The 17,249-nt window shown below is 72.9% G+C and carries 16 protein-coding genes; 7 read left to right on the top strand and 9 right to left on the bottom strand.

Annotation, left to right across the window (positions count from 1 at the left end; translation table 11 throughout):
* Window positions 1-15: 15 nt before the first annotated feature.
* From H4687_RS41990 to H4687_RS42000, 3 genes are all read right to left on the bottom strand, one after another.
* Window positions 16-1,206: an acetyl-CoA C-acyltransferase gene (locus H4687_RS41990; protein WP_050398899.1), complete on the bottom strand. Its 1,191-nt coding sequence runs from the start codon at window positions 1,204-1,206 to the stop codon at window positions 16-18.
* Between the two features lie 56 nt (window positions 1,207-1,262).
* Entirely contained in the window at window positions 1,263-1,868 is a 606-nt protein-coding gene (locus tag H4687_RS41995) for a histidine phosphatase family protein (protein ID WP_046918893.1), read from the bottom strand.
* 110 nt (window positions 1,869-1,978) lie between these two features.
* Window positions 1,979-3,517 carry an AMP-binding protein gene (locus H4687_RS42000; protein ID WP_046918892.1) on the bottom strand — a complete coding sequence of 513 codons (1,539 nt, stop codon included), beginning with the start codon at window positions 3,515-3,517 and terminating at the stop codon, window positions 1,979-1,981.
* 198 nt (window positions 3,518-3,715) lie between these two features.
* Here H4687_RS42000 and H4687_RS42005 point away from each other — a divergent pair, with 198 nt between their 5' ends.
* The 3 genes from H4687_RS42005 (at window position 3,716) to H4687_RS42015 (ending at window position 6,613) form a co-directional block, all read left to right on the top strand.
* Complete coding sequence (locus H4687_RS42005; RefSeq protein WP_046918891.1) at window positions 3,716-5,011, top strand: acyl-CoA dehydrogenase family protein; 1,296 nt, start codon at window positions 3,716-3,718, stop codon at window positions 5,009-5,011.
* Window positions 5,012-5,077: 66 nt separating this feature from the next.
* Entirely contained in the window at window positions 5,078-5,842 is a 765-nt protein-coding gene (locus tag H4687_RS42010; RefSeq protein ID WP_046918890.1) for an SDR family NAD(P)-dependent oxidoreductase, read from the top strand.
* Window positions 5,843-5,845: 3 nt separating this feature from the next.
* Window positions 5,846-6,613: a ThuA domain-containing protein gene (locus tag H4687_RS42015; RefSeq protein WP_050398901.1), complete on the top strand. Its 768-nt coding sequence runs from the start codon at window positions 5,846-5,848 to the stop codon at window positions 6,611-6,613.
* Window positions 6,614-6,799: 186 nt separating this feature from the next.
* Here H4687_RS42015 and H4687_RS42020 read toward each other — a convergent pair whose 3' ends face one another.
* From H4687_RS42020 to H4687_RS42035, 4 genes are read right to left on the bottom strand one after another with little or no spacing between them, the layout of a single operon-like run.
* Window positions 6,800-7,837: an NAD(P)-dependent alcohol dehydrogenase gene (locus H4687_RS42020; protein WP_046914039.1), complete on the bottom strand. Its 1,038-nt coding sequence runs from the start codon at window positions 7,835-7,837 to the stop codon at window positions 6,800-6,802.
* Window positions 7,834-8,976 (bottom strand): ABC transporter permease, encoded by a 1,143-nt coding sequence (locus H4687_RS42025; protein WP_050398903.1) that lies wholly within the window; start codon window positions 8,974-8,976, stop codon window positions 7,834-7,836. Before H4687_RS42025 ends, H4687_RS42020 begins: the two co-directional genes overlap by 4 nt.
* A 1-nt stretch (window position 8,977) precedes the next feature.
* The gene (locus H4687_RS42030) at window positions 8,978-10,519 is read right to left on the bottom strand and encodes a sugar ABC transporter ATP-binding protein (protein ID WP_078907393.1); all 1,542 of its coding nucleotides are present in this window, start codon (window positions 10,517-10,519) and stop codon (window positions 8,978-8,980) included.
* Window positions 10,504-11,646, bottom strand: a complete 1,143-nt coding sequence (locus H4687_RS42035; protein WP_046914040.1) for a sugar ABC transporter substrate-binding protein — start codon at window positions 11,644-11,646, stop codon at window positions 10,504-10,506. The genes H4687_RS42030 and H4687_RS42035 overlap by 16 nt, the downstream gene beginning before the upstream one ends.
* Window positions 11,647-11,975: 329 nt before the next feature.
* Between H4687_RS42035 and H4687_RS42040 the strand changes: the two genes are divergently transcribed.
* From H4687_RS42040 to H4687_RS42055, 4 genes are read left to right on the top strand one after another with little or no spacing between them, the layout of a single operon-like run.
* A complete protein-coding gene (locus H4687_RS42040; protein WP_046916816.1) occupies window positions 11,976-13,385 on the top strand; it encodes an aromatic ring-hydroxylating oxygenase subunit alpha in 1,410 nt (469 codons plus the stop codon).
* Complete coding sequence (locus H4687_RS42045) at window positions 13,382-13,696, top strand: 2Fe-2S iron-sulfur cluster-binding protein (RefSeq protein WP_046916817.1); 315 nt, start codon at window positions 13,382-13,384, stop codon at window positions 13,694-13,696. Before H4687_RS42040 ends, H4687_RS42045 begins: the two co-directional genes overlap by 4 nt.
* A gap of 5 nt (window positions 13,697-13,701) precedes the next feature.
* The gene (locus H4687_RS42050; protein WP_046916818.1) at window positions 13,702-13,917 is read left to right on the top strand and encodes a hypothetical protein; all 216 of its coding nucleotides are present in this window, start codon (window positions 13,702-13,704) and stop codon (window positions 13,915-13,917) included.
* Window positions 13,918-13,921: 4 nt separating this feature from the next.
* Complete coding sequence (locus H4687_RS42055) at window positions 13,922-14,944, top strand: NADP-dependent oxidoreductase (protein ID WP_078907394.1); 1,023 nt, start codon at window positions 13,922-13,924, stop codon at window positions 14,942-14,944.
* Window positions 14,945-15,114: 170 nt separating this feature from the next.
* On the opposite strand, the gene H4687_RS42060 is transcribed toward H4687_RS42055, so the two are convergent.
* Together H4687_RS42060 and H4687_RS42065 are read right to left on the bottom strand one after the other, a co-directional pair.
* Window positions 15,115-15,429 (bottom strand): putative quinol monooxygenase, encoded by a 315-nt coding sequence (locus H4687_RS42060; RefSeq protein WP_046916819.1) that lies wholly within the window; start codon window positions 15,427-15,429, stop codon window positions 15,115-15,117.
* A gap of 72 nt (window positions 15,430-15,501) precedes the next feature.
* On the bottom strand, window positions 15,502-17,238 hold the full coding sequence (locus tag H4687_RS42065; RefSeq protein ID WP_046916820.1) for a PEP-utilizing enzyme: 1,737 nt from the start codon (window positions 17,236-17,238) through the stop codon (window positions 15,502-15,504).
* Window positions 17,239-17,249 lie beyond the last annotated feature (11 nt).

A 17,249-nucleotide genomic window follows, 5' to 3' on the forward strand; every position in this document is an offset into this window, starting at 1 on the left:
TGTCAGCTCCGGGGTTCAGGCCTGCGCCGGTACGCGCAGCAGCAGTGCGTCGCCCTGGCCGCCGCCCCCGCACAGGGCCGCCGCGCCGGTACCGCCGCCGCGTCGTCGCAGTTCCGCCGCGAGGGTCAGGACCAGGCGGGCGCCCGTCATGCCGACCGGGTGGCCGAGGGCGATGGCGCCGCCGTTGACGTTCACCTTGTCCAGGGGGAGGTCCAGCTCCCGGACGGAGGCGAGGGCGACTCCGGCGAACGCCTCGTTGATCTCGAACAGATCCACGTCGGCGGCGTCGAGTCGGCCGTCCCGGGCCAGGGCGTCGCGGACCGCCCCGGCCGGCTGGGCCGGCAGCGAGGGGTCGGGGCCCGCGACCGTGCCGTAGGCGCCGATCTCGGCGAGCGGGGCCAGACCCTCGCGCCGGGCGCGCTCCGCGCTCATCACGACGACCGCCGCGCCGCCGTCGGAGAGCTGTGAGGAGTTGCCCGCGGTGACGGTGCCCCCTACGGAGAACGCGGGGCGCAGACGCCCCAGGCTCTCGGCGGTGCTGTCCGGCCGGATGCCCTCGTCGGTGTCCACCACCGTCGGGCCGTGCCGGCCCGGGACCTTGTAGGGGGCGATCTCGTCGGCCCACGCGCCCGACTCCCGGGCGCGTGCGGCCCGTCGGTGGGAGAGCGCGCTGTACGCGTCCTGCTCCTCGCGGGTCAGCCCGAACGGCTGCTGGTACCGCTCGGTGGCCGCGCCCATGGAGACGTTGTCGAAGGCGCAGACGAGGGCGTCCCGGTCGAGCGCGTCCTCGACGGCGGCGCCGCCGTACCTCCAGCCGCCGCGCGCACCGCGCAGCAGATGCGGGGCGCCCGACATGGACTCCATCCCGCCCGCGACGACCACCTCGTGCCGGCCGGACGTGATCATGAGGTCGGCCAGGGCGATGGCGTGCAGACCCGACAGGCAGAGCTTGTTGACGGTGCTCGCGGGGACGGAGAACGGGATCCCGGCGCGGACAGCGGCCTGCCGCGCCGGATTCGGGCCGGCCCCGGCCTGGACGACCTGGCCCATGACGACGGCCTCCACGGCGGCGGGGTCGAGAGGCGCGGCGGCCAGCGCCGCGCCGATGGCATGGGCGCCGAGATCGACGGCGGACACGGTGCTCAGGGCGCCCATGAGCCTGCCGACGGGTGTTCTCGCACCGGAGACGATGACGGATCCGGGCATGGCCGGAACCTCCTGCGGGGGACGGGGCGGGTCGGCCCGGGGGACGAGGGGAGGGGTCAGGCGACCGCGCCGACGGCGCGCTCGGCGATCATGTGGGCCGTCTCGTTCACCGAGTGCAGGACGATCCGGCCGCCCGGCAGCCGCCGCACCCTGCTGACCGAGGTGTAGCCGGGGTGGAACCAGAACATCGTGGGCAGGCCGAGCACGGTCGCCAGATAGGTGTTGGTGATGCCGCCGTGGCACACCACCGCGACCCGCCCGCCGGCGTGGGCGTCGAAGACGGTGTCCATGGCCCGTACGGCACGCGCGCGGAAGGCGTCCCAGTCCAGATCGGGCACGAAGTCCTCGTACCGGCCCTCGGCCAGCGCCGCGGCCCGGGGATCGTCCGCGCCGATCTGCTCCGGTGGTGTGTAGGGGTGAGAGACGTCCGTGTCCCACTCGCGCAGGTCGTTCAGTACGGCCGCGGTCATGCCGGTGCGCCGTTCCAGGGGTGCCACCGTCTCGCGGGCGCGCCGGAACGGGCTGGTGTACAGGGCGTCGACGTCCTCGTGCACCAGCCAGGCGGCGAGGCGCTCCGCCTGGGCGGTGCCCTCCGGCGACAGCCCCGGGTCGTACACGCCGGCCAGGGGGAGGCCGTGCCGGATGAGGAGGAGTTCGGTCATGGAGGGTCCTTCGTACGAGGGCGGAGGTCGTCGTGGGCCGGTTGCCGGCTGCCGGCAACCGGCTGCCGGTGGGCGGTGGGCGGTGGGGCGTCGGGTGCCGGTGGCCCGGTTCAGCCCGCGATGGTCCGCTCGGAGTGCCAGTAGGGGCGGCGCATCGCGCGTTTGTCGAGCTTGCCCATCGCGTTGCGTGTGAGTTCGGGGACGAACTCGTAGGACTTCGGGCACTTGTAGGCGGCCAGCCGGTCGCGGCAGAAGCGGTCGAGTTCCTCGGCCGGTGTGCCGTCCCCGGTCGCCACGACCAGCGCCCGCAGCGACTCGCCGAAGTCCGGGTCGGGCACACCGATCACCGCGACCTCGGCGACCGCAGGGTGCCGGCGCAGCACCGCCTCGCTCTCGGCCGGATACAGGTTCGCACCGCCGGAGACCACGACGTCCGCCGCCCGGTCGGTGATGAAGATGTAGCCGTCGGCGTCGACGTAGCCGATGTCGCCGAGGGTGAAGACGCCCGGCGCGAGGTAGGCGGACTTCGTCTTGTCGGGGTCCGCGTGGTAGCGCACACCGTGGTCCTCGGGCGCCCGGAACGCCAGCAGCCCCCGCTCGCCGGGCGGCAGCGGCCGGCCGTCGTCGTCGGTCACCAGGACCTCGAAGGGAGGGTGGGCGCGGCCGACCGACCCCGGATGGGCCAGCCACTCGGTGCTGTCGATACGGGCCACGGTGCCCGCCTCGCTCGCGCCGTACGACTCGGTCAGCACCGGGCCGAACCACTCGATCATGGCCCGCTTCACGTCCGGTGGACACGCGGACCCGGTGTGGGAGACCTGCGTGAGGCTGGAGACGTCGTACCGGGCACGCGTCTCGCGCGGTACGACGAGCAGTCGCTGGAAGTGGGTGGGCACCATGACCGTGGAGGTCACCCGCCACCGCGCGATCCGGCTGAGGCAGACTTCCGGGTCGAACCGGCCGAGTACGACCACCGGTTGCCCCGCCGCCAGATGGCGCAGGGCGGTCAGGGGCGCGTTGTGCTGCAGGGGGCCGCACACCAGGTGCGGGCCCGGCGGGAAACCGGACCGGGCGGAGATCGCGGCCAGATAGGCGGAGCTGTCGGCGACCGGACCGCTCACCCAGCGCACCTCGGTGCCGCGCGCCCGGCCGGTCGTGCCCGAGGTGTAGACGAGCGGCGGCCGGGCGGGGCGGTCCTCCGGAACGGCGAGTCCGGCGGGGGCTGCCGCCAGCCACAGGTCCCAGTCGAAGGCGTGCCCGATCGCCGGGGTCCCGTGCAGCACCAGTGGCAGGCCCAGTTCCCGGGCCGCGTCCAGGGCCGCGCCCGCGCCCGCGGGTCCGGCGACGATGCCGGTGGCGCCCGCGTCGATGATCTGGTCCACGAGTTCGCCCGACGTCAGATGCCGGGACGCGGCGACGGTCCCCACGCCGGCTCTCAGTCCGGCCAGATGGGACACCAGCGTCGGTGCGGCGTTGTCGCCGAGCACGACGACCCGGTCGTGCGGGCCGGGCGCGATCTCCAGCAGCCGTGCCGACACCCGTGCCACCTGGTCCGCGAGCGCGGACCAGGACAGCACTTCCCAGTCGTCCACCAGGGCGGGCCGGTCCGGGGTGCTCCGGACGCGACGGTCGAGCGGCAACTGCGACATGGCTCCTCCGGGCGGCTCCTCGGTCCTCTCCCGCGATCCGGGAGAGCCGATGCGCTGACTGTAGCGTTTATCAAGAAAGTGCGGAACACTCTGACCCACGCCGAGCGCATCTCCGCATGGTCGGGCGGATGGTTTCGGCGCTGACAGATCCCCGTTACTGCAACTGTCGTCTGGTAAGTGCCGTTCCAAGGAGGAGTCATGTCCCCGTTCCAGGGAGGAGCCGTGTCCCCGCCCGATCCGGACTCCTGGCGCGTACAGGTCCGACAGTGGCTGGCCGGCGTCCTCGACCCGGCGCGCACGCCGGAGACGACCGTGGACGCCGACCTCGCCGTCTTCCACAACCTCCCCGAAGCGGGCGAGCGCCTGCTGCTGGAGCGCTGCCGCGCCTACCAGCGGGCCCGCTTCGACGCCGGCTACCAGGCACTGACGCTGCCGGCGGACCTCGGCGGGGCGGGCTTGAGCGCCGCCCACGTGGCGGTCTTCGCCGAGGAGGAGTCGGCCTTCGACGTACCGCCGTCCACCGAACTGATCAGTGTCACCGTGCGGCTGGTCGCGATGGCCGTCTCCCTGTTCGGAACGGCCGAGCAGCGCCGCGACTTCGCGCGTCCGTTCCTGCGCACGGACCTGCTGGCCTGCCAGCTGTTCAGCGAACCCGGCGCCGGCTCCGACCTCGCGGCCGTACGCACCCGCGCCCGGCAGGAGGACACGGACACCGCCCGCCCGGCCGAAGCCGGCGGCGGGGGCGACTGGGTGATCGACGGGCAGAAGGTGTGGACCTCGGGAGCGCAGTTCGCCGACTACGGCCTGCTGCTCGCCCGCACCGATCCGGACGTCGTCAAACAGGCGGGCATCACCGCCTTCCTGGTCCCGATGGACGCCCCCGGCGTGGACGTGCGCCCCATCCGGCAGATGAGCGGCGGTGCCTCCTTCAACGAGGTCTTCCTCAGCGGTGTCCGCGTCCCGGACCGGCTCCGCATCGGGCGCCCGGGGCAGGGCTGGGAGGTCGCCACCACCACCCTCGGCTTCGAACGGACCGCCTCCGGCAGCGGCAGCCGGCGCAAGGGAGGCACCTTCACCGACGTCCTCGCCCTCGCCCGCTCGCTCGGCCGCACCGACGACCCGCTGGTCCGCCAGCGCCTCGCCGACCTGTACGTCCGCACCGAGCTGCGCGCCGCCACCGTGGACCGCGTCGCGAGGACGAGCGCCACCGGCGGCCGGCCCGGCCCCGAGGCGTCGCTGACCAAGCTGATGGCCTCCGACCTGCTCACCCGCACCGGACAGCTCGCCGCCGACCTCATGGGCGCCCGGATCTGCGCCGACACGGGGGAGCCCGGCACGTTCGCCTGGACGCAGCATCTGCTCGGAGCCCCCGGCTACCGACTGGCCGGCGGCACCGACCAGATCCAGCGCAACCTCATCGGCGAACGCGTCCTGAGACTGCCGCCGGAGCCGCGCGCCGACCGGGTGCCGTTCTCCCGGCTCACCGGCGACTGAGCGACCGACCGAGCGGCGGCACACCCACCACCCACCACCCATCCCCCATCACGAAGGAGTGACCCCATGGATCTGGGACTGACAGGCGCGAAGGCGCTGGTGACCGGCGCCAGCCGGGGCATCGGCCGGGCGATCGCCACCACCCTGGCGGCCGAGGGCTGCGCGCTGGCGCTCTGCGCCCGGGGCGAGGAGGCGCTGGCCAAGGCCGCCGCCGAACTGCGCGGCGAGGGCGCCACGGTGTTCGCCGAGCCGGTCGACGTCACCGACCCGGCCGCGCTCGCGGGCTTCGTCGGGCGGGCAGCCGGTGAACTCGGTGGTCTGGACCTGCTGGTGTCCAACGTCTCGGCGGGCAACGTCAAGGGCCCCGAGTCGTGGGAGGCGAGCCTGCGCGGCGACCTGATCCCCTTCGCGGGACTCGTCGAGGCGGCCCTGCCGCACCTGGAGGCCTCCGACCGGGCCGCCGTGGTCGCCATCGGCACCACCAACGCCTCCGACACCGCCCGGCCCGCCGGCGCCAACTCCTACTCCGCCCTGAAGGCCGCCGTGGTCCAGCACGCCTCGGCACTCGCGCACGCGCTCGCGCCGAAGGGCATCCGCGTCAACACCGTCTCGCCCGGCCCGATCGACTTCCCCGGCGGCGCCTGGGAGACCATCCGCACCAGCCGTCCGGAGGTGTACGAGGAGGTCCTCGCCAAGCTGCCGATCGGCCGCTACGGCACCGCGGAGGACGTGGCGGCCGCCGTGGCGTTCCTGCTCGGGCGGCCCGGCTCCTTCTGTGTCGGCGTCAACCTCGTGGTGGACGGCGGGCTGCTGACCCGCGTCCAGTACTGAGCCGTGGCGGGCCCGGCCGGCCGGCTGGACGCCGTACTGGTCTGCGGCGGCAGATGGCACGACTTCGACCACGCGCGGCTGCGGCTGCTGGAGCTGCTCGCCGAGCACCCGCGGGTGCGTACGACGGTCTTCCAGGACTACGCCCGCACCGCCGCGCTGGACGAGGCGGACCTGCTGGTCACCTACACCTGTGACGTCCGGCCCGGTCCCGCCGAGCAGGCCGCGCTGGCACGGTTCGTCGAGCGGGGCGGGCGCTGGCTGGCCCTGCACGGCACCAACGCGGTGATCGAGCCGCCCGCTCCCGGCGGGCCACGGGTGTTCACCACCCCCCGGCTCCTCGGCGAGGTCGCCACCGTGCTGGGCAGCCGGTTCCTGGCACACCCGCCGATCGCACCGTACGAGGTACGCGTGACCCGGCCCGGCCATCCGCTGGTCGCCGGGATCGAACCGTTCACGGTCACCGACGAGCTGTACGTGTGCGAGCTGCACGGGGAGCTGGAGGTGCTGCTGCACGCCGACTACACGGGCCCGTGCCGGGGTTTCGCCGAGGGCGACACGGCGGCCCTCGACCGGGCGCCCCGGCCGGTGCTGTACCTCAGGCGCCACGGCCTCGGGGAGGTCTGCTACTTCACGCTCGGCCACTGCCGGGGGCGCTACGACGTGCAGGACCTCGGGGTCGCGGACACGGGGCGGGAGGACCGGGGGCCGTGGGGGACGCCGGAGTTCCTCACGGTGCTGGGGCGTTGTGTGGCGTGGGCGGTGGGCGGCTGAGCACGGGACGGGTGGCGGCGGGTTGCTTCGCCCCGGAAGGCGTTCGCCCTGCCGCCCGGGATCGTCCTCGCCCCCGCCGCCCCTACCCGTCCCGTCCTCGGGGCTCCGCCCCGGACCCCGTTCGCGCGGTTTCCCGCGCCCCTTTCCAGGGGCGCGGGAAACCGCGCGAAGACCCGCACCCTCCACCTACGGCAGCACCACCGCGCGGCCGTCGATGTCCCCCGCGTGCAGGCGCTCGTAGGCCTTGGGTGCCTCCTCCAGCGAGAAGGTCTCCACGTGGGAGGAGACGACCCCCTGCCGTGCCAGCTCGACGACCTCCATCAGCTCCGCGCGGCTGCCCCAGTAGGGGAACGAGGCGGACACCTCGAACGGCAGTCCGCCGCCGAAACCGACCGCCAGCGTGCCTCCGCCGAGTCCGACGATCGTCACGTCGCCCTCGACCGCGACGGACGCGGCGGCGATCGCCAGGGTCGGTGCGGCCCCCACGAAGTCCAGGACCACCTCCGCCCCCGTCCCCCCGGTGAGTTCCCGGATCCGCCCGGCCGCCGCGTCGTCGGAGAGCAGCGCCTCGTGGGCGCCGACGGTCTTCGCCAGCGCCAGTTTCTCCGCGCTCAGGTCCAGGGCGACCACCCGGGCCGACGTCAGCGCGCGCAGCAGCTGCACGGCGAGATGGCCGAGTCCGCCGACACCGATGACGACCGCGGTGCTCCCGGGCACCAGCTTGGGCAGTGACTTCACGATCGCGTGATACGGCGTCAGCCCGGCGTCGGTGAGCGGCGCCGCCTGCACCGGGTCGAGCCCCTTGAGCGGAACCAGATGGCGGGGCGACCGCACCACGATGTACTCGGCCAGGGCGCCGGGGGAGCCGAGTCCGGGCGGCAGAATGCCGAGCCCGGCCGCGTGCGGGCAGCAGTTCTCCTTGCCCACGGCGCACTGGGGACAGCGCCCGCAGCCCCACGGGCCGTACACCGCCACCGCGTCGCCCTCCGCCGGTCCCCCGACCCCGCTGCCGACGGCCGCGACGGTGCCGACCTCCTCGTGACCGAGGGTCATGGGCAGCGGGTACGGGAACTGCTCCTCGGGCCAGCCCATGACCGCCAGATCGGAGTGGCACAGCCCCGCCGCCGTCACCTTCAACAGCACCTCACCCGGGCCGGGTTCGGGCACGGGAACGTCCACGACCTCGGGGGCCTGCCCCACCTTGAGGTACTGCAGAGCCCTCATACCGGGTTCTCCTCGGCGGGAGCGGGAGCGGGCCCGGCCGCGTGGGTCGCGGGAGCCTCGGGGCCGTCGGGTGAGATGTGCCCCCTGCGGCGGCGCAGGACGGCGGGCAGGGCGATCCGGCCACCCGTCAGGACCAGCGCGACGATGAGGACCGAACCGGTGAACAGGCTCGCGGCCCACGGCGCGCTCGTGGCGAGCCCGAGGCCGGTGACGCCGGTGCCGAGCAGCAGGACCGCGAGGACCGTGCCCCAGGCGTTGAAGCGGCCGGCGCGCAGCTGGGTCGCTCCGACGAAGGCCGCGGCGTAGGCCGACAGCAGATACGGGGTGCCCGCGGTCGGCGATCCCGATCCGACCGAGGACGCGAAGACGATCCCGGCGAACCCGGAGAGCAGCGCGGACGACACCAGGGTCAGAAAGCGCAGGCGGTCGGTGCGCACCCCTTGCAGCCGCGCCGCGTCGGTGTTGAAGCCGGTCGCGTACAACCGGCGCCCGGTGGCGGTGTGTTCCAGCAGGAACCAGATGGCCGTCGCGGCGAGCAACAGGTACAGCACGGGCAGGGTGATGCCGCCCGCGTCGAGCTGCGCGATGCTCGCGAACGGCTCGGCCAGCAGCCGCACACCGGTGATGGAGCTGTCGTCGGTGACCATGGTGATCACCGACTGGATCAGCGCGCCGGTCGCCAGGGTCGCGATGAAGGAGTCGACCCGCAGCGCCACCACCACGATCCCGTTGACGACCCCGATCAGCAGCGCGGCGGTCATCGCCAGGGCTGTCGCGGCGGCGGGCCCGAGATCGGTGGAGACCAGGAAGTAGGCGGTCAGCACACTGGTCAGCGACATGGTGAAGGCGACGGAGAGGTCGAAGACCCGGGCGGCCAGCGGGGGTACGACGCTGAGCGCGACCAGCCCGGCCACGGCGTTGCCGTTGAGTATCTGCTTGACCGTGATGGTGGTCGGGAACGTCTCCGGTGCCCAGACGGAGAAGAGCACGGCGATGGCCAGCCACACGTACACGGCGCCGATGTTCCGGAACGACAGGAACGACGACAGGGAGGCAGGCAGCGCGGCCTTTGCCGAGGCCGCCCGCCGGCCCCGTGCGGCCGGCACGGGCACCGCCGGCCGGGTCGGGGTGGATGTCATGTCACTCGGTTCCTTCCATGGCGTGCACCAGCGCCGGCTCGGTGATGTCGCGGCCGACGAGTTCCCGTGCGATCCGGCCGTCGCGCACCACCAGGACGCGGGTGCACAGGGCGAGCAGGTCCTGTGTGTCGGACGAGGAGACGATGACGCCCATGCCCTCGCCCGCCTGGCGCTCTATCAGGTCGTACAGCTGCAGCCGGGTGGCGATGTCGACGCCCGCCGTGGGTTCGCACAGGGCCAGTACCGGCGGGCGCTGGGCCAGGCAGCGGGCCATGACGACCTTCTGCTGGTTGCCGCCGCTCAGGGTGGTCACGCGGGCCCCGCGGCCCGCCGTGCGCACCCCGACCCGCTCGATCCACTCCTCGGCCAGGGCGGACTCGCGGCGCCGGTGCAGCCGTCCGCCCCGGGCCCGCAGCCGGTGCAGCAGGGGGAGGGTGAGGTTCTCACCGACCGAGAAGTCGCCGATCACCCCCTCGCTCGCCCGGTCGGCGGGGACCAGGGGGAGGCCCAGTCCGCCGGCCTGGCGCGCGTCCGTCCAGCCCTCGGCGCGATCGGGCAGCCGCAGCCTGCCGCTCACCCGCCCGGCGTGGGCGCCGCACACCGCGTACGGCACGAGTTCGTGGCCGGAGCCGACCAGCCCGGTGATGCCGAGCCGCTCGCCCCGGGCCAGGTCGAAGCCGATGCCGCGCAGCGGGCCGGCCCGCAGGTCGCGGACCTCCAGTACGGCTTGTCCGGCACCGTCGGCCCCGCCCGCGCCGGGGCGGGGAGCCGGACGGTGGTCGGTCCCGCTCGCCTCGCCCGCCATCAGCTCCGCCAGTGAGCGCGGGGTGAGTTCGTCGACCCGCCGGGTGGCGATCCGGCGTCCGCCGCGGATCACGGTGACCCGGTCGGCGAGCGCGAAGATCTCGTCCATCCGGTGCGAGACGTACAGCACGCCGGCGCCGGCGTCGCGTACCTCCCGCACGATGTCGAAGAGGCGCGCGACCTCACCGGGCGGCAGTACGGCGGTGGGTTCGTCGAGGACCAGGACACCGCTTCGGCCCTCCCAGCCCTGAAGCGCGGCGGCGATGGCCACCACCGCGCGCTGGACGGGGGTCGCGGTCGTCAGGGGCCGGCGTACGTCGATGCCGAGACCGAACCGCTCGACCAGTGCGGTCGTGCGCCTTTCCATCTCCGGCCAGCGGATGTTGCCGAGGGCCGTGCGGGCGAAGCCGCGGCTGAGCGCCAGGTTGTCGACGGCGCTCAACTCGCCCACCAGGCCCAGCTCCTGGTGGACGAAGCGGAGCCGGTCGTGGCGGGAGGAGGTGACCTGGCCGAGGTCGAAGGGCTCGCCGTCGAGTTCGGCGACGGCCCCCGGTTCCGCGTGGTGGTACCCGGCGAGGACCTTGATGAGGGTGGATTTGCCGGAGCCGTTGGGGCCGATCAGGGCGTGGATCTCGCCGGGCGCGACCTCCAGGTCGACGTCCCGGAGCGCCTGCGTCGCGCCGAACCTCTTCGACAGCCGGGCCACTCGCAGGACCGGCCGGGTCAACTCAGCCCCCACAGCGCCTTGAACTGCGCCTGGTAGTCCTCGACGATCGGGAAGTCGCCGTCGGCCGAGGGCAGGTTGTCCTTGGTGACCAGCATGTTCGGCAGCTCCGCCCGCTGGTCCACGTCCATGGACTGGCCGGTGAAGTGCCGGGCCAGCGCGTCCGCCTGGAGCCAGGCGGTCTCGTGCGAGTTCAGCGCCATCGCGCCGTCGCTGAGGCCGCTCTGGATGTACTGGTAGTTCTGCGCGTCACCGACGTTGACCACGAGATGCTTGCCGGTGAGGCCCGCGGTCTTCAGCGCGGCGGGGACGCCCACGTTGAGCAGGCCGAGGGAGAAGACGACATGGGTCACCTTCGGGTGCGAGCGCAGGTACGACACCACCCGGTCGGGCATGTCCTTGCCGACCGCGGTGATCGGCACGTCGATCTGGTCCAGCGGACAACCCTCGCACCACTCCTCGTACTTGGCGGCGAAGGAGTCCTTGACGGGCTTGAGGATCGTGTAGGCCGGCAGATCGAAGTACACGGTGTTCGCCTTGGCGCCGCTGTCCGACACCACCCATGAGGCGAGCATCTCGCCCTGGACGGCGACCTCCTTGGGGCCGTTCTTCAGCAGGGAGATGCCGTCGCCCGCCACGTCGTCGGCGTTCGACTGGACGACCGGGATGTCGGCCGCCTTCAGCCGCGCCAGTTGCTTGGCGTAGACGGCGCGCGGGAAACCGGAGGCGATGACCGCGTCGGGCTTGTCGCGCAGGGCCTGTTCGTAGGCGGCCTGGACGGACTCGGGGGTGCCCTGGGTGGCGATCTGCTTCACCTTCCAGCCGAGTTCGCCCGCGGCCTCGGTGAAGAAGTCGGCGAGGTCCTTGCAGGACTGGACGCCGCACAGGATGAAGTCGATCTTCTTGCCCTTGGGGATCTTCTTGCCGACGGGCTGGGTGACCGGGATCGAGGCCGGGCGTTCGGAGTAGGCCTTCAGCGCCGCGCGGGCCGCCGTCAGGCCGGGCGAGTCGGGGGCCGCCGCCTGGGACGAGCCGGCGGCCGGGGTGGAGTCCGAACCGCACGCCGTCAGGGTGAGCAGGGCGGTGGCGGGCACGAGCGCGGTGAGGGCGCGGCGGGCCGCGCGACCGGGTGTGGAACTCATCGTCGAGTACTCCGGGTCTGAGGGAAGAACGGACTGCGTCGATCGCCGGCGTGGGGTTCGGCGCGGGCCGTCGGGGTGCCCCGCGGCGCTGGCCCGGAACCGGAAGACATCGGTCCGGGGTGAGAAACTTATGAGGCACTACAGCCTCAAGTGCGTCGGAGTGTGACATGCCGGGGCGGGCTTGGGGAGGGGGCGGTCGCAAAAAATTCCCGGCATGGCGGGTGTGTTCGCGGTGACCTCGTGTGATGTGGGCTTGTCCGTCGTCGGGAGTGTTGCTCCGCGCCATCACAGGTAACTACACTCACTCTCAAGTTTCTGCCGGAGGAGAGATGATGGACGAAACGTCGGAGTCGGGCGCCGCGCGGTGCCCCGGGCCCAGCGTCCAGGACTACCTCGACCAGGACAGCCGGCCCGTTCCCGCCGCCCTGAGGTTCGAGAGGAACGACCACCTCGGCAGCGAGGACATCGACGCCGCCCGTTTCACCTCACGCGCGTGGGCCGAACGCGAGATGGAGCGGGTGTGGCGGCGCGTCTGGCAGTTCGCCTGTCTGGAGAGCGAGATCCCCGAGGTCGGCGACCACGAGGTCTACGAGATCGGCGACGACTCGCTCGTCGTCGTGCGCACGGCCCCCGACGAGATCCGGGCCTTCGTCAACGTGTGCCTGCACCGCGGCCGCAAACTGCGCACCGCCGGCGGCAACGTGAGCGAGTTCCGCTGCCCGTTCCACGGCTTCACCTGGAACCTCGACGGCACCATGCGGACCCCGCCGTGCGCCTGGGACTTCCCGCACGTCGGCACGGAGAAGTTCTCGCTCCCCGAAGCCCGGGTGGCCACCTGGCGCGGCTTCGTCTTCATCAACATGGACCCCTGCGCGGAGTCCTTCGACAGCTATCGCGGCACCTTCGACGAGTACTACATCTGGCCGCTGGAGGACCGGTACAAGTCGCTGCACATCGCCAAGGTGCTGCCCTGCAACTGGAAGGTCGCGCAGGACGCGTTCATCGAGTCCTTCCACGTGATCGCCACGCATCCGCAGATGCTGCCGTGGCTCGCCGACGCCAACTCGCAGTACGACGTCATGGCGGACCAGCCCCACTGGAGCCGCATGATCAACATCCAGGGCGCCCCCAGTCCGCACGTCGCGGACTGGGTCACCGAGGAGGACGTGCTGGAGACGTTCTACGACTCGCGGGCGTTCTACTCGGCGGCCCAGGGCCGTGATCTGGTGCGGGGGGAGGGGGACGAGCTGCCCGCGATCCCGCCCGGCGGCACCGCCCGCCAGGTCCTCGCCCAGCGGATGCGCGAACAGCTGGCGTCCACCGCGCGGCAGGACTTCTCGGCGACCCCCGACACCGAACTGCTGGACGCCATCAACTACCTGCTGTTCCCCAACTTCAACCCCTGGGGCGGCGCCAAGTCCAACATCGTCTACCGGTTCCGGCCCCACGGGCTCGACCCCGACGCGTGCACCGCCGAGATCATCTTCATGTCGGCTCCGAAGCAGCCCGGCGAGATGCCGCCTCCGGCGAAGATCCGCTGGGTCCCGGAGGACATGCTCTTCGCGGACATCCCCGAACTCGGCGTGCTCGGACCCGTCTTCGACCAGGACTGCGAGAACCTGCCCTATGTCCAGCAGGGTCTGAAGGCGATGCGCAAGCCGGGCATCACCCTGGCCAACTACCAGGAGAGCCGCATCCGCCACTTCAACCGCACGCTCGACCACTGGATGGAGAAGTGAGCCACCGCGTGGCGGTCCGGCCCGCAGGTGTCGAGATCGAGGTCCGTGACGGCGAGGACCTGTTCAGCGCCGCCGGACGGCTCGGCTACCGCTGGCCGACCCTCTGCGGCGGCCGGGGCACCTGCCGCACCTGCTTCGTCCGGGTCGAGGAGGGCGCCGAGAACTGCTCCCCGGTGGACCCGCTGGAACGCGAGGGCATCGAGGCCCTGCGCCGGCCGGTGGACGGCCTGACCCGGCTCGCCTGCCGGCTCCGGGTCGAGGGCCCGGTGACCGTGACCAAGCGCGGCGTACGCCGCCCAGTGCAGGAGTGAGACCCATGGCCAAGCAAGTGATCCACCCGCTGACCGGGCATGTGTACCGGCTCACCGAGGACGGCCTGGTCGAGGTGACCGACCCGACGACCGGCGCGCGGGGCGTCTTCGACTTCCAGGCCCGCTGGCAGTCGGGCGAACTGCGCCACGCCGACCTGCAGATGGCCGGCTGGGTGGGCCGGCTCGCCCAGCGGCGCGGCACCCCGCAGCCGGGGGAGTGAGCCGGTGACACCCCGGACGACCCGGGTGGTCTGCCTGGTGCGCCGGCCCGACGGGGAACCGGTGCCCGGCGACTTCGCCGTCGAGGAGCGCGCCCTGCCGCCCGTCGGCGCGGGGCACGTACTCGTCCGCAACCTGTACATGAGCGTCGACCCGTCCATGCGGGGGCGGCTGGAGAGCACCGAGAAGCACTACACGCACAACTTCACCCCCGGCTCGCCGCTCGACGGCCGGGCCCTCGGGGTCGTGGAGGAGAGCCGCTGTCCCTCGGTGCCCGTCGGTGCCTTCGTCCGGCATCAACTGGGCTGGCGGGAGCGGGCCGTGCTGGACGGCGCGGACACCGACGGCGCGGAGCGCATCGACCCGCGCCTCGCCCCGCTGCCCACCTGGCTGGGGCTGCTCGGCCAGACCGGCTTCACCGCGTACGTCGGCCTGACCCGGATCGCCGCACTCCGCCCCGGCGACACCGTCCTGGTGTCGGCGGCGGCCGGGGCGGTGGGCACCGCGGCCGGCCAGTTCGCGCGCCTGCTGGGCGCGGAGCGGGTCGTCGGGACCGCCGGAGGGCCGGACAAGTGCGCCCTGCTGGTCGAGGAGTTCGGCTACGACGCCGCCGCGGACCACCGCGCCGAGCCGGTCCGTGAGGCACTGGCCCGGCTGGCGCCCGACGGCGTCGACGTCTACTTCGACAACGTGGGCGGCGAGCAACTGGCCGCCGCCCTGTACGCGTTGCGGCCAGGGGGACGGGTCGCCCTGTGCGGCATGATGTCGCAGTTCGGCGGCGAGCGACGGCCGGTGGACATCAACCAGCTGATCCAGGCGGTCCTCAAGCGGCTGACGCTGCGGGGCTTCATCGTCCGTGACCACGACGACCTGCGGCCGGAGTTCGAGCAGCGGGTCGCGCACTGGCTGGCCGACGGCCGGGTCACCGCCCGCGAGACGGTCGTGGACGGCCTGGAGAACGCCGCCGGCGCGCTGCTGTCGCTGCTGGACGGCGGCAACGTCGGCAAGATGCTGGTGCGGCTGGGCTGAGCCCCTGCGCCGTGGTCGGCACGCGCTGAGTCCCCGTGTCGTGGTGGCACGCGCTGAGTCCCCGTGTCGTGGTGGCATGCGCTGAGCCCCCGTGTCGTGGTGGCACGCGCTGAGTCCCCGTGTCGTGGTGGCATGCGCTGAGCCCTTGTGCCGTGGGCGGCATGCCCTGGTCAGCGCATCGGGTGTGACGCGGCCACCGTGTGGGCCTGGAGGAAGACCCCGACCCGCGTCAGCCCGTCCACGGCCGCCCGGAAGTCCTTGATGTGCGCGGTGGTGAAGTGTGCGTCGAGGGCCTCCTGGGAGGCCCACCGCTCGTACACCCGGATCCGCTGTGCGCTGCCCGGGTCCGCGGTCATCGCGTAGTCCAGACAGCCCGGCTCCTCGGCACGGGTCCGGTCCCCGAGCACGACCAGGTGTGCCAGCATCCTGTCGCGGTCACCGGGCTCGTAGTCCATCCAGCCGGCGACGATGACTTCCCCTGTCATGGTGTCTTCCCTTCGTGGTCATGGCCGTGGGCCCGCCGCCCCGTCAGGCGGAGCGGCGGGCCCACGTGCTTCTCAGACGCCGAGCGGCGCCGGGACACCGTCCACGGTGACGGTGCCCCTGCCCCCGTCGACCGTGATCATCATGCCGTCCCGCAGTCTGCGCGTGCCGCCCTCGACGGAGATGACGGCGGGGATGCCCAGCTCCCGGCACACCACGACAGCGTGACTGTTGAGCGCGCCCACGTCCACGACGGCCGCTCCGGCGACCAGGAACAGGGGCGTCCAGGCCGCGTCGGTGATCGGTGCGACCAGCACCTCGCCCGGCTCCAGCGCCTCGCACGAGGCGGGGTCGGTGACCACCCGGACCCGGCCGGTGTAGGTGCCGTGGCTGCCGCCCACGCCGCTGAGCACGTCACCCTCGACCGCCGACTCGGTGTGTTCCTCGGCGCGTCGCGGCCAGGTGTCGAGCGCGGTCCGGGCGTCGTCGGCGATGAAGAACGGCGGCTCCAGCTCGTGCAGCGCGGCGTACTCCCGCAGCCGTTGCGCGATGACCGGTCCGAACGGCTCCGGGTCGGCGACGTAGTCGTCGAGTTCGGTGTCCAGCAGCATCATCACGTCCTCGGGCCTGGCGAAGCGCCCCGCCTCGACACCGCGGCGACCCAGTTCCCGTACCGCCATCCGGATCTCGTTGACGACGGTCACACAGTTGGCCTTGGTGCGTTCGCGGGCCGGGATCCACACCTTCGAGGCGTGCATACCGGCGTCGAACATCGGCCGCGTGTCCTCGGGCAGCGCCTCCCTGATCTCCCGCGCGGTCCGCTCGCGGTTCTCGGTGAGCCGGGCGCGCCGGGCGGCGGGGGAGTCGTCGGCGGCGCTGTGCCGGATCCGGTCGACCAGGGCCAGGGCCTGCACGGGCGCCGCCTCCCAGGACAGCGCGTGAATGTCCCACTCGTTGGGGCCGCGGTCGCCGGACGCGGCCAGGAACTCCTCGAACGCGTCACGGAACGCCTTCACGTCCCCGATCGCCCCGTCGAGCGCGCGTTCCACGGCGGCCGTGCCCTCGTCGAACAGCGCGGTCAGCTCCGTGGACGCCGCGACCTGGCGGGACAGCGTCCACAGCCCGTCCGAGGGGGAGGCCGAGTCGACGTCGCCGAGACCGCCGATGAGGTCCAGCATGGCGCCGGGGCGGCCCACGCTCTCGCACAGCGGGCCGAGGATGGCGGGTCCGACGGACGCGGGCAGCGACGACTCGACGTGCCGCCGGAAGGTCGTCTCCACCTCGTCCAGCAACGACCGCGCGTGCGCGAGAAGTCGGTCGTCCGTGAGCCCGGACAGGTCCGGACGGTCGCGGCGCAGGCGGCGCAGCCGCTCCTGGTCGGCGTCGGCCTCGGGGAAGCCGCTCTGGCCGAGCATCCGCTGGAGCGTGCCGCCGGCCTTGGCGGTCAGCTCCGGGTCCTGGTCGTCGGGGTGTGCCGTGTAGACGGGGGTGTCGGAGCGCCGGCCGACGAAGGCGGCGTCGATCTGGTCGGCCGTCTGTCCCATACGGATGCCGAACAGCCGCATGTGCGACAGGTTGAGGTAGAAGTAGCCGCCGAACATCCCGGCGAAGGGCGGCCAGGGCCCGGTCACCTCTTCCTCGTGGTAGATCCCGAAGCCGACGAAGCCCTTGCGCCAGCCGTGCAGACCGCGCCCCCAGACCAGGGTCCAGCCGAGCGGGCTGGCCGGTTCCGGAAGGGTCTCGCCCGCGTTGGCCCGGGTGTAGTGGGGCAGCCGTGCACTGCGCTGCCCGTCCGTGATCCAGCTCTTCATGACCGAAGGTC

It is taken from the genome of Streptomyces stelliscabiei, assembly GCF_014873495.1.
GTDB lineage: Bacteria > Actinomycetota > Actinomycetes > Streptomycetales > Streptomycetaceae > Streptomyces > Streptomyces bottropensis.

What these genes read in the sequence shown, in the direction of transcription:
- H4687_RS41990 (WP_050398899.1), bottom strand. Translation starts at nt 1,206, where the DNA reads ATGCCCGGATCCGTCATCGTCTCCGGTGCGAGAACACCCGTCGGCAGG.
- H4687_RS41995 (WP_046918893.1), bottom strand. Translation starts at nt 1,868, where the DNA reads ATGACCGAACTCCTCCTCATCCGGCACGGCCTCCCCCTGGCCGGCGTG.
- H4687_RS42000 (WP_046918892.1), bottom strand. Translation starts at nt 3,517, where the DNA reads ATGTCGCAGTTGCCGCTCGACCGTCGCGTCCGGAGCACCCCGGACCGG.
- H4687_RS42005 (WP_046918891.1), top strand. Translation starts at nt 3,716, where the DNA reads ATGTCCCCGTTCCAGGGAGGAGCCGTGTCCCCGCCCGATCCGGACTCC.
- H4687_RS42010 (WP_046918890.1), top strand. Translation starts at nt 5,078, where the DNA reads ATGGATCTGGGACTGACAGGCGCGAAGGCGCTGGTGACCGGCGCCAGC.
- H4687_RS42020 (WP_046914039.1), bottom strand. Translation starts at nt 7,837, where the DNA reads ATGAGGGCTCTGCAGTACCTCAAGGTGGGGCAGGCCCCCGAGGTCGTG.
- H4687_RS42025 (WP_050398903.1), bottom strand. Translation starts at nt 8,976, where the DNA reads ATGACATCCACCCCGACCCGGCCGGCGGTGCCCGTGCCGGCCGCACGG.
- H4687_RS42035 (WP_046914040.1), bottom strand. Translation starts at nt 11,646, where the DNA reads ATGAGTTCCACACCCGGTCGCGCGGCCCGCCGCGCCCTCACCGCGCTC.
- H4687_RS42040 (WP_046916816.1), top strand. Translation starts at nt 11,976, where the DNA reads ATGATGGACGAAACGTCGGAGTCGGGCGCCGCGCGGTGCCCCGGGCCC.
- H4687_RS42050 (WP_046916818.1), top strand. Translation starts at nt 13,702, where the DNA reads ATGGCCAAGCAAGTGATCCACCCGCTGACCGGGCATGTGTACCGGCTC.
- H4687_RS42060 (WP_046916819.1), bottom strand. Translation starts at nt 15,429, where the DNA reads ATGACAGGGGAAGTCATCGTCGCCGGCTGGATGGACTACGAGCCCGGT.
- H4687_RS42065 (WP_046916820.1), bottom strand. Translation starts at nt 17,238, where the DNA reads ATGAAGAGCTGGATCACGGACGGGCAGCGCAGTGCACGGCTGCCCCAC.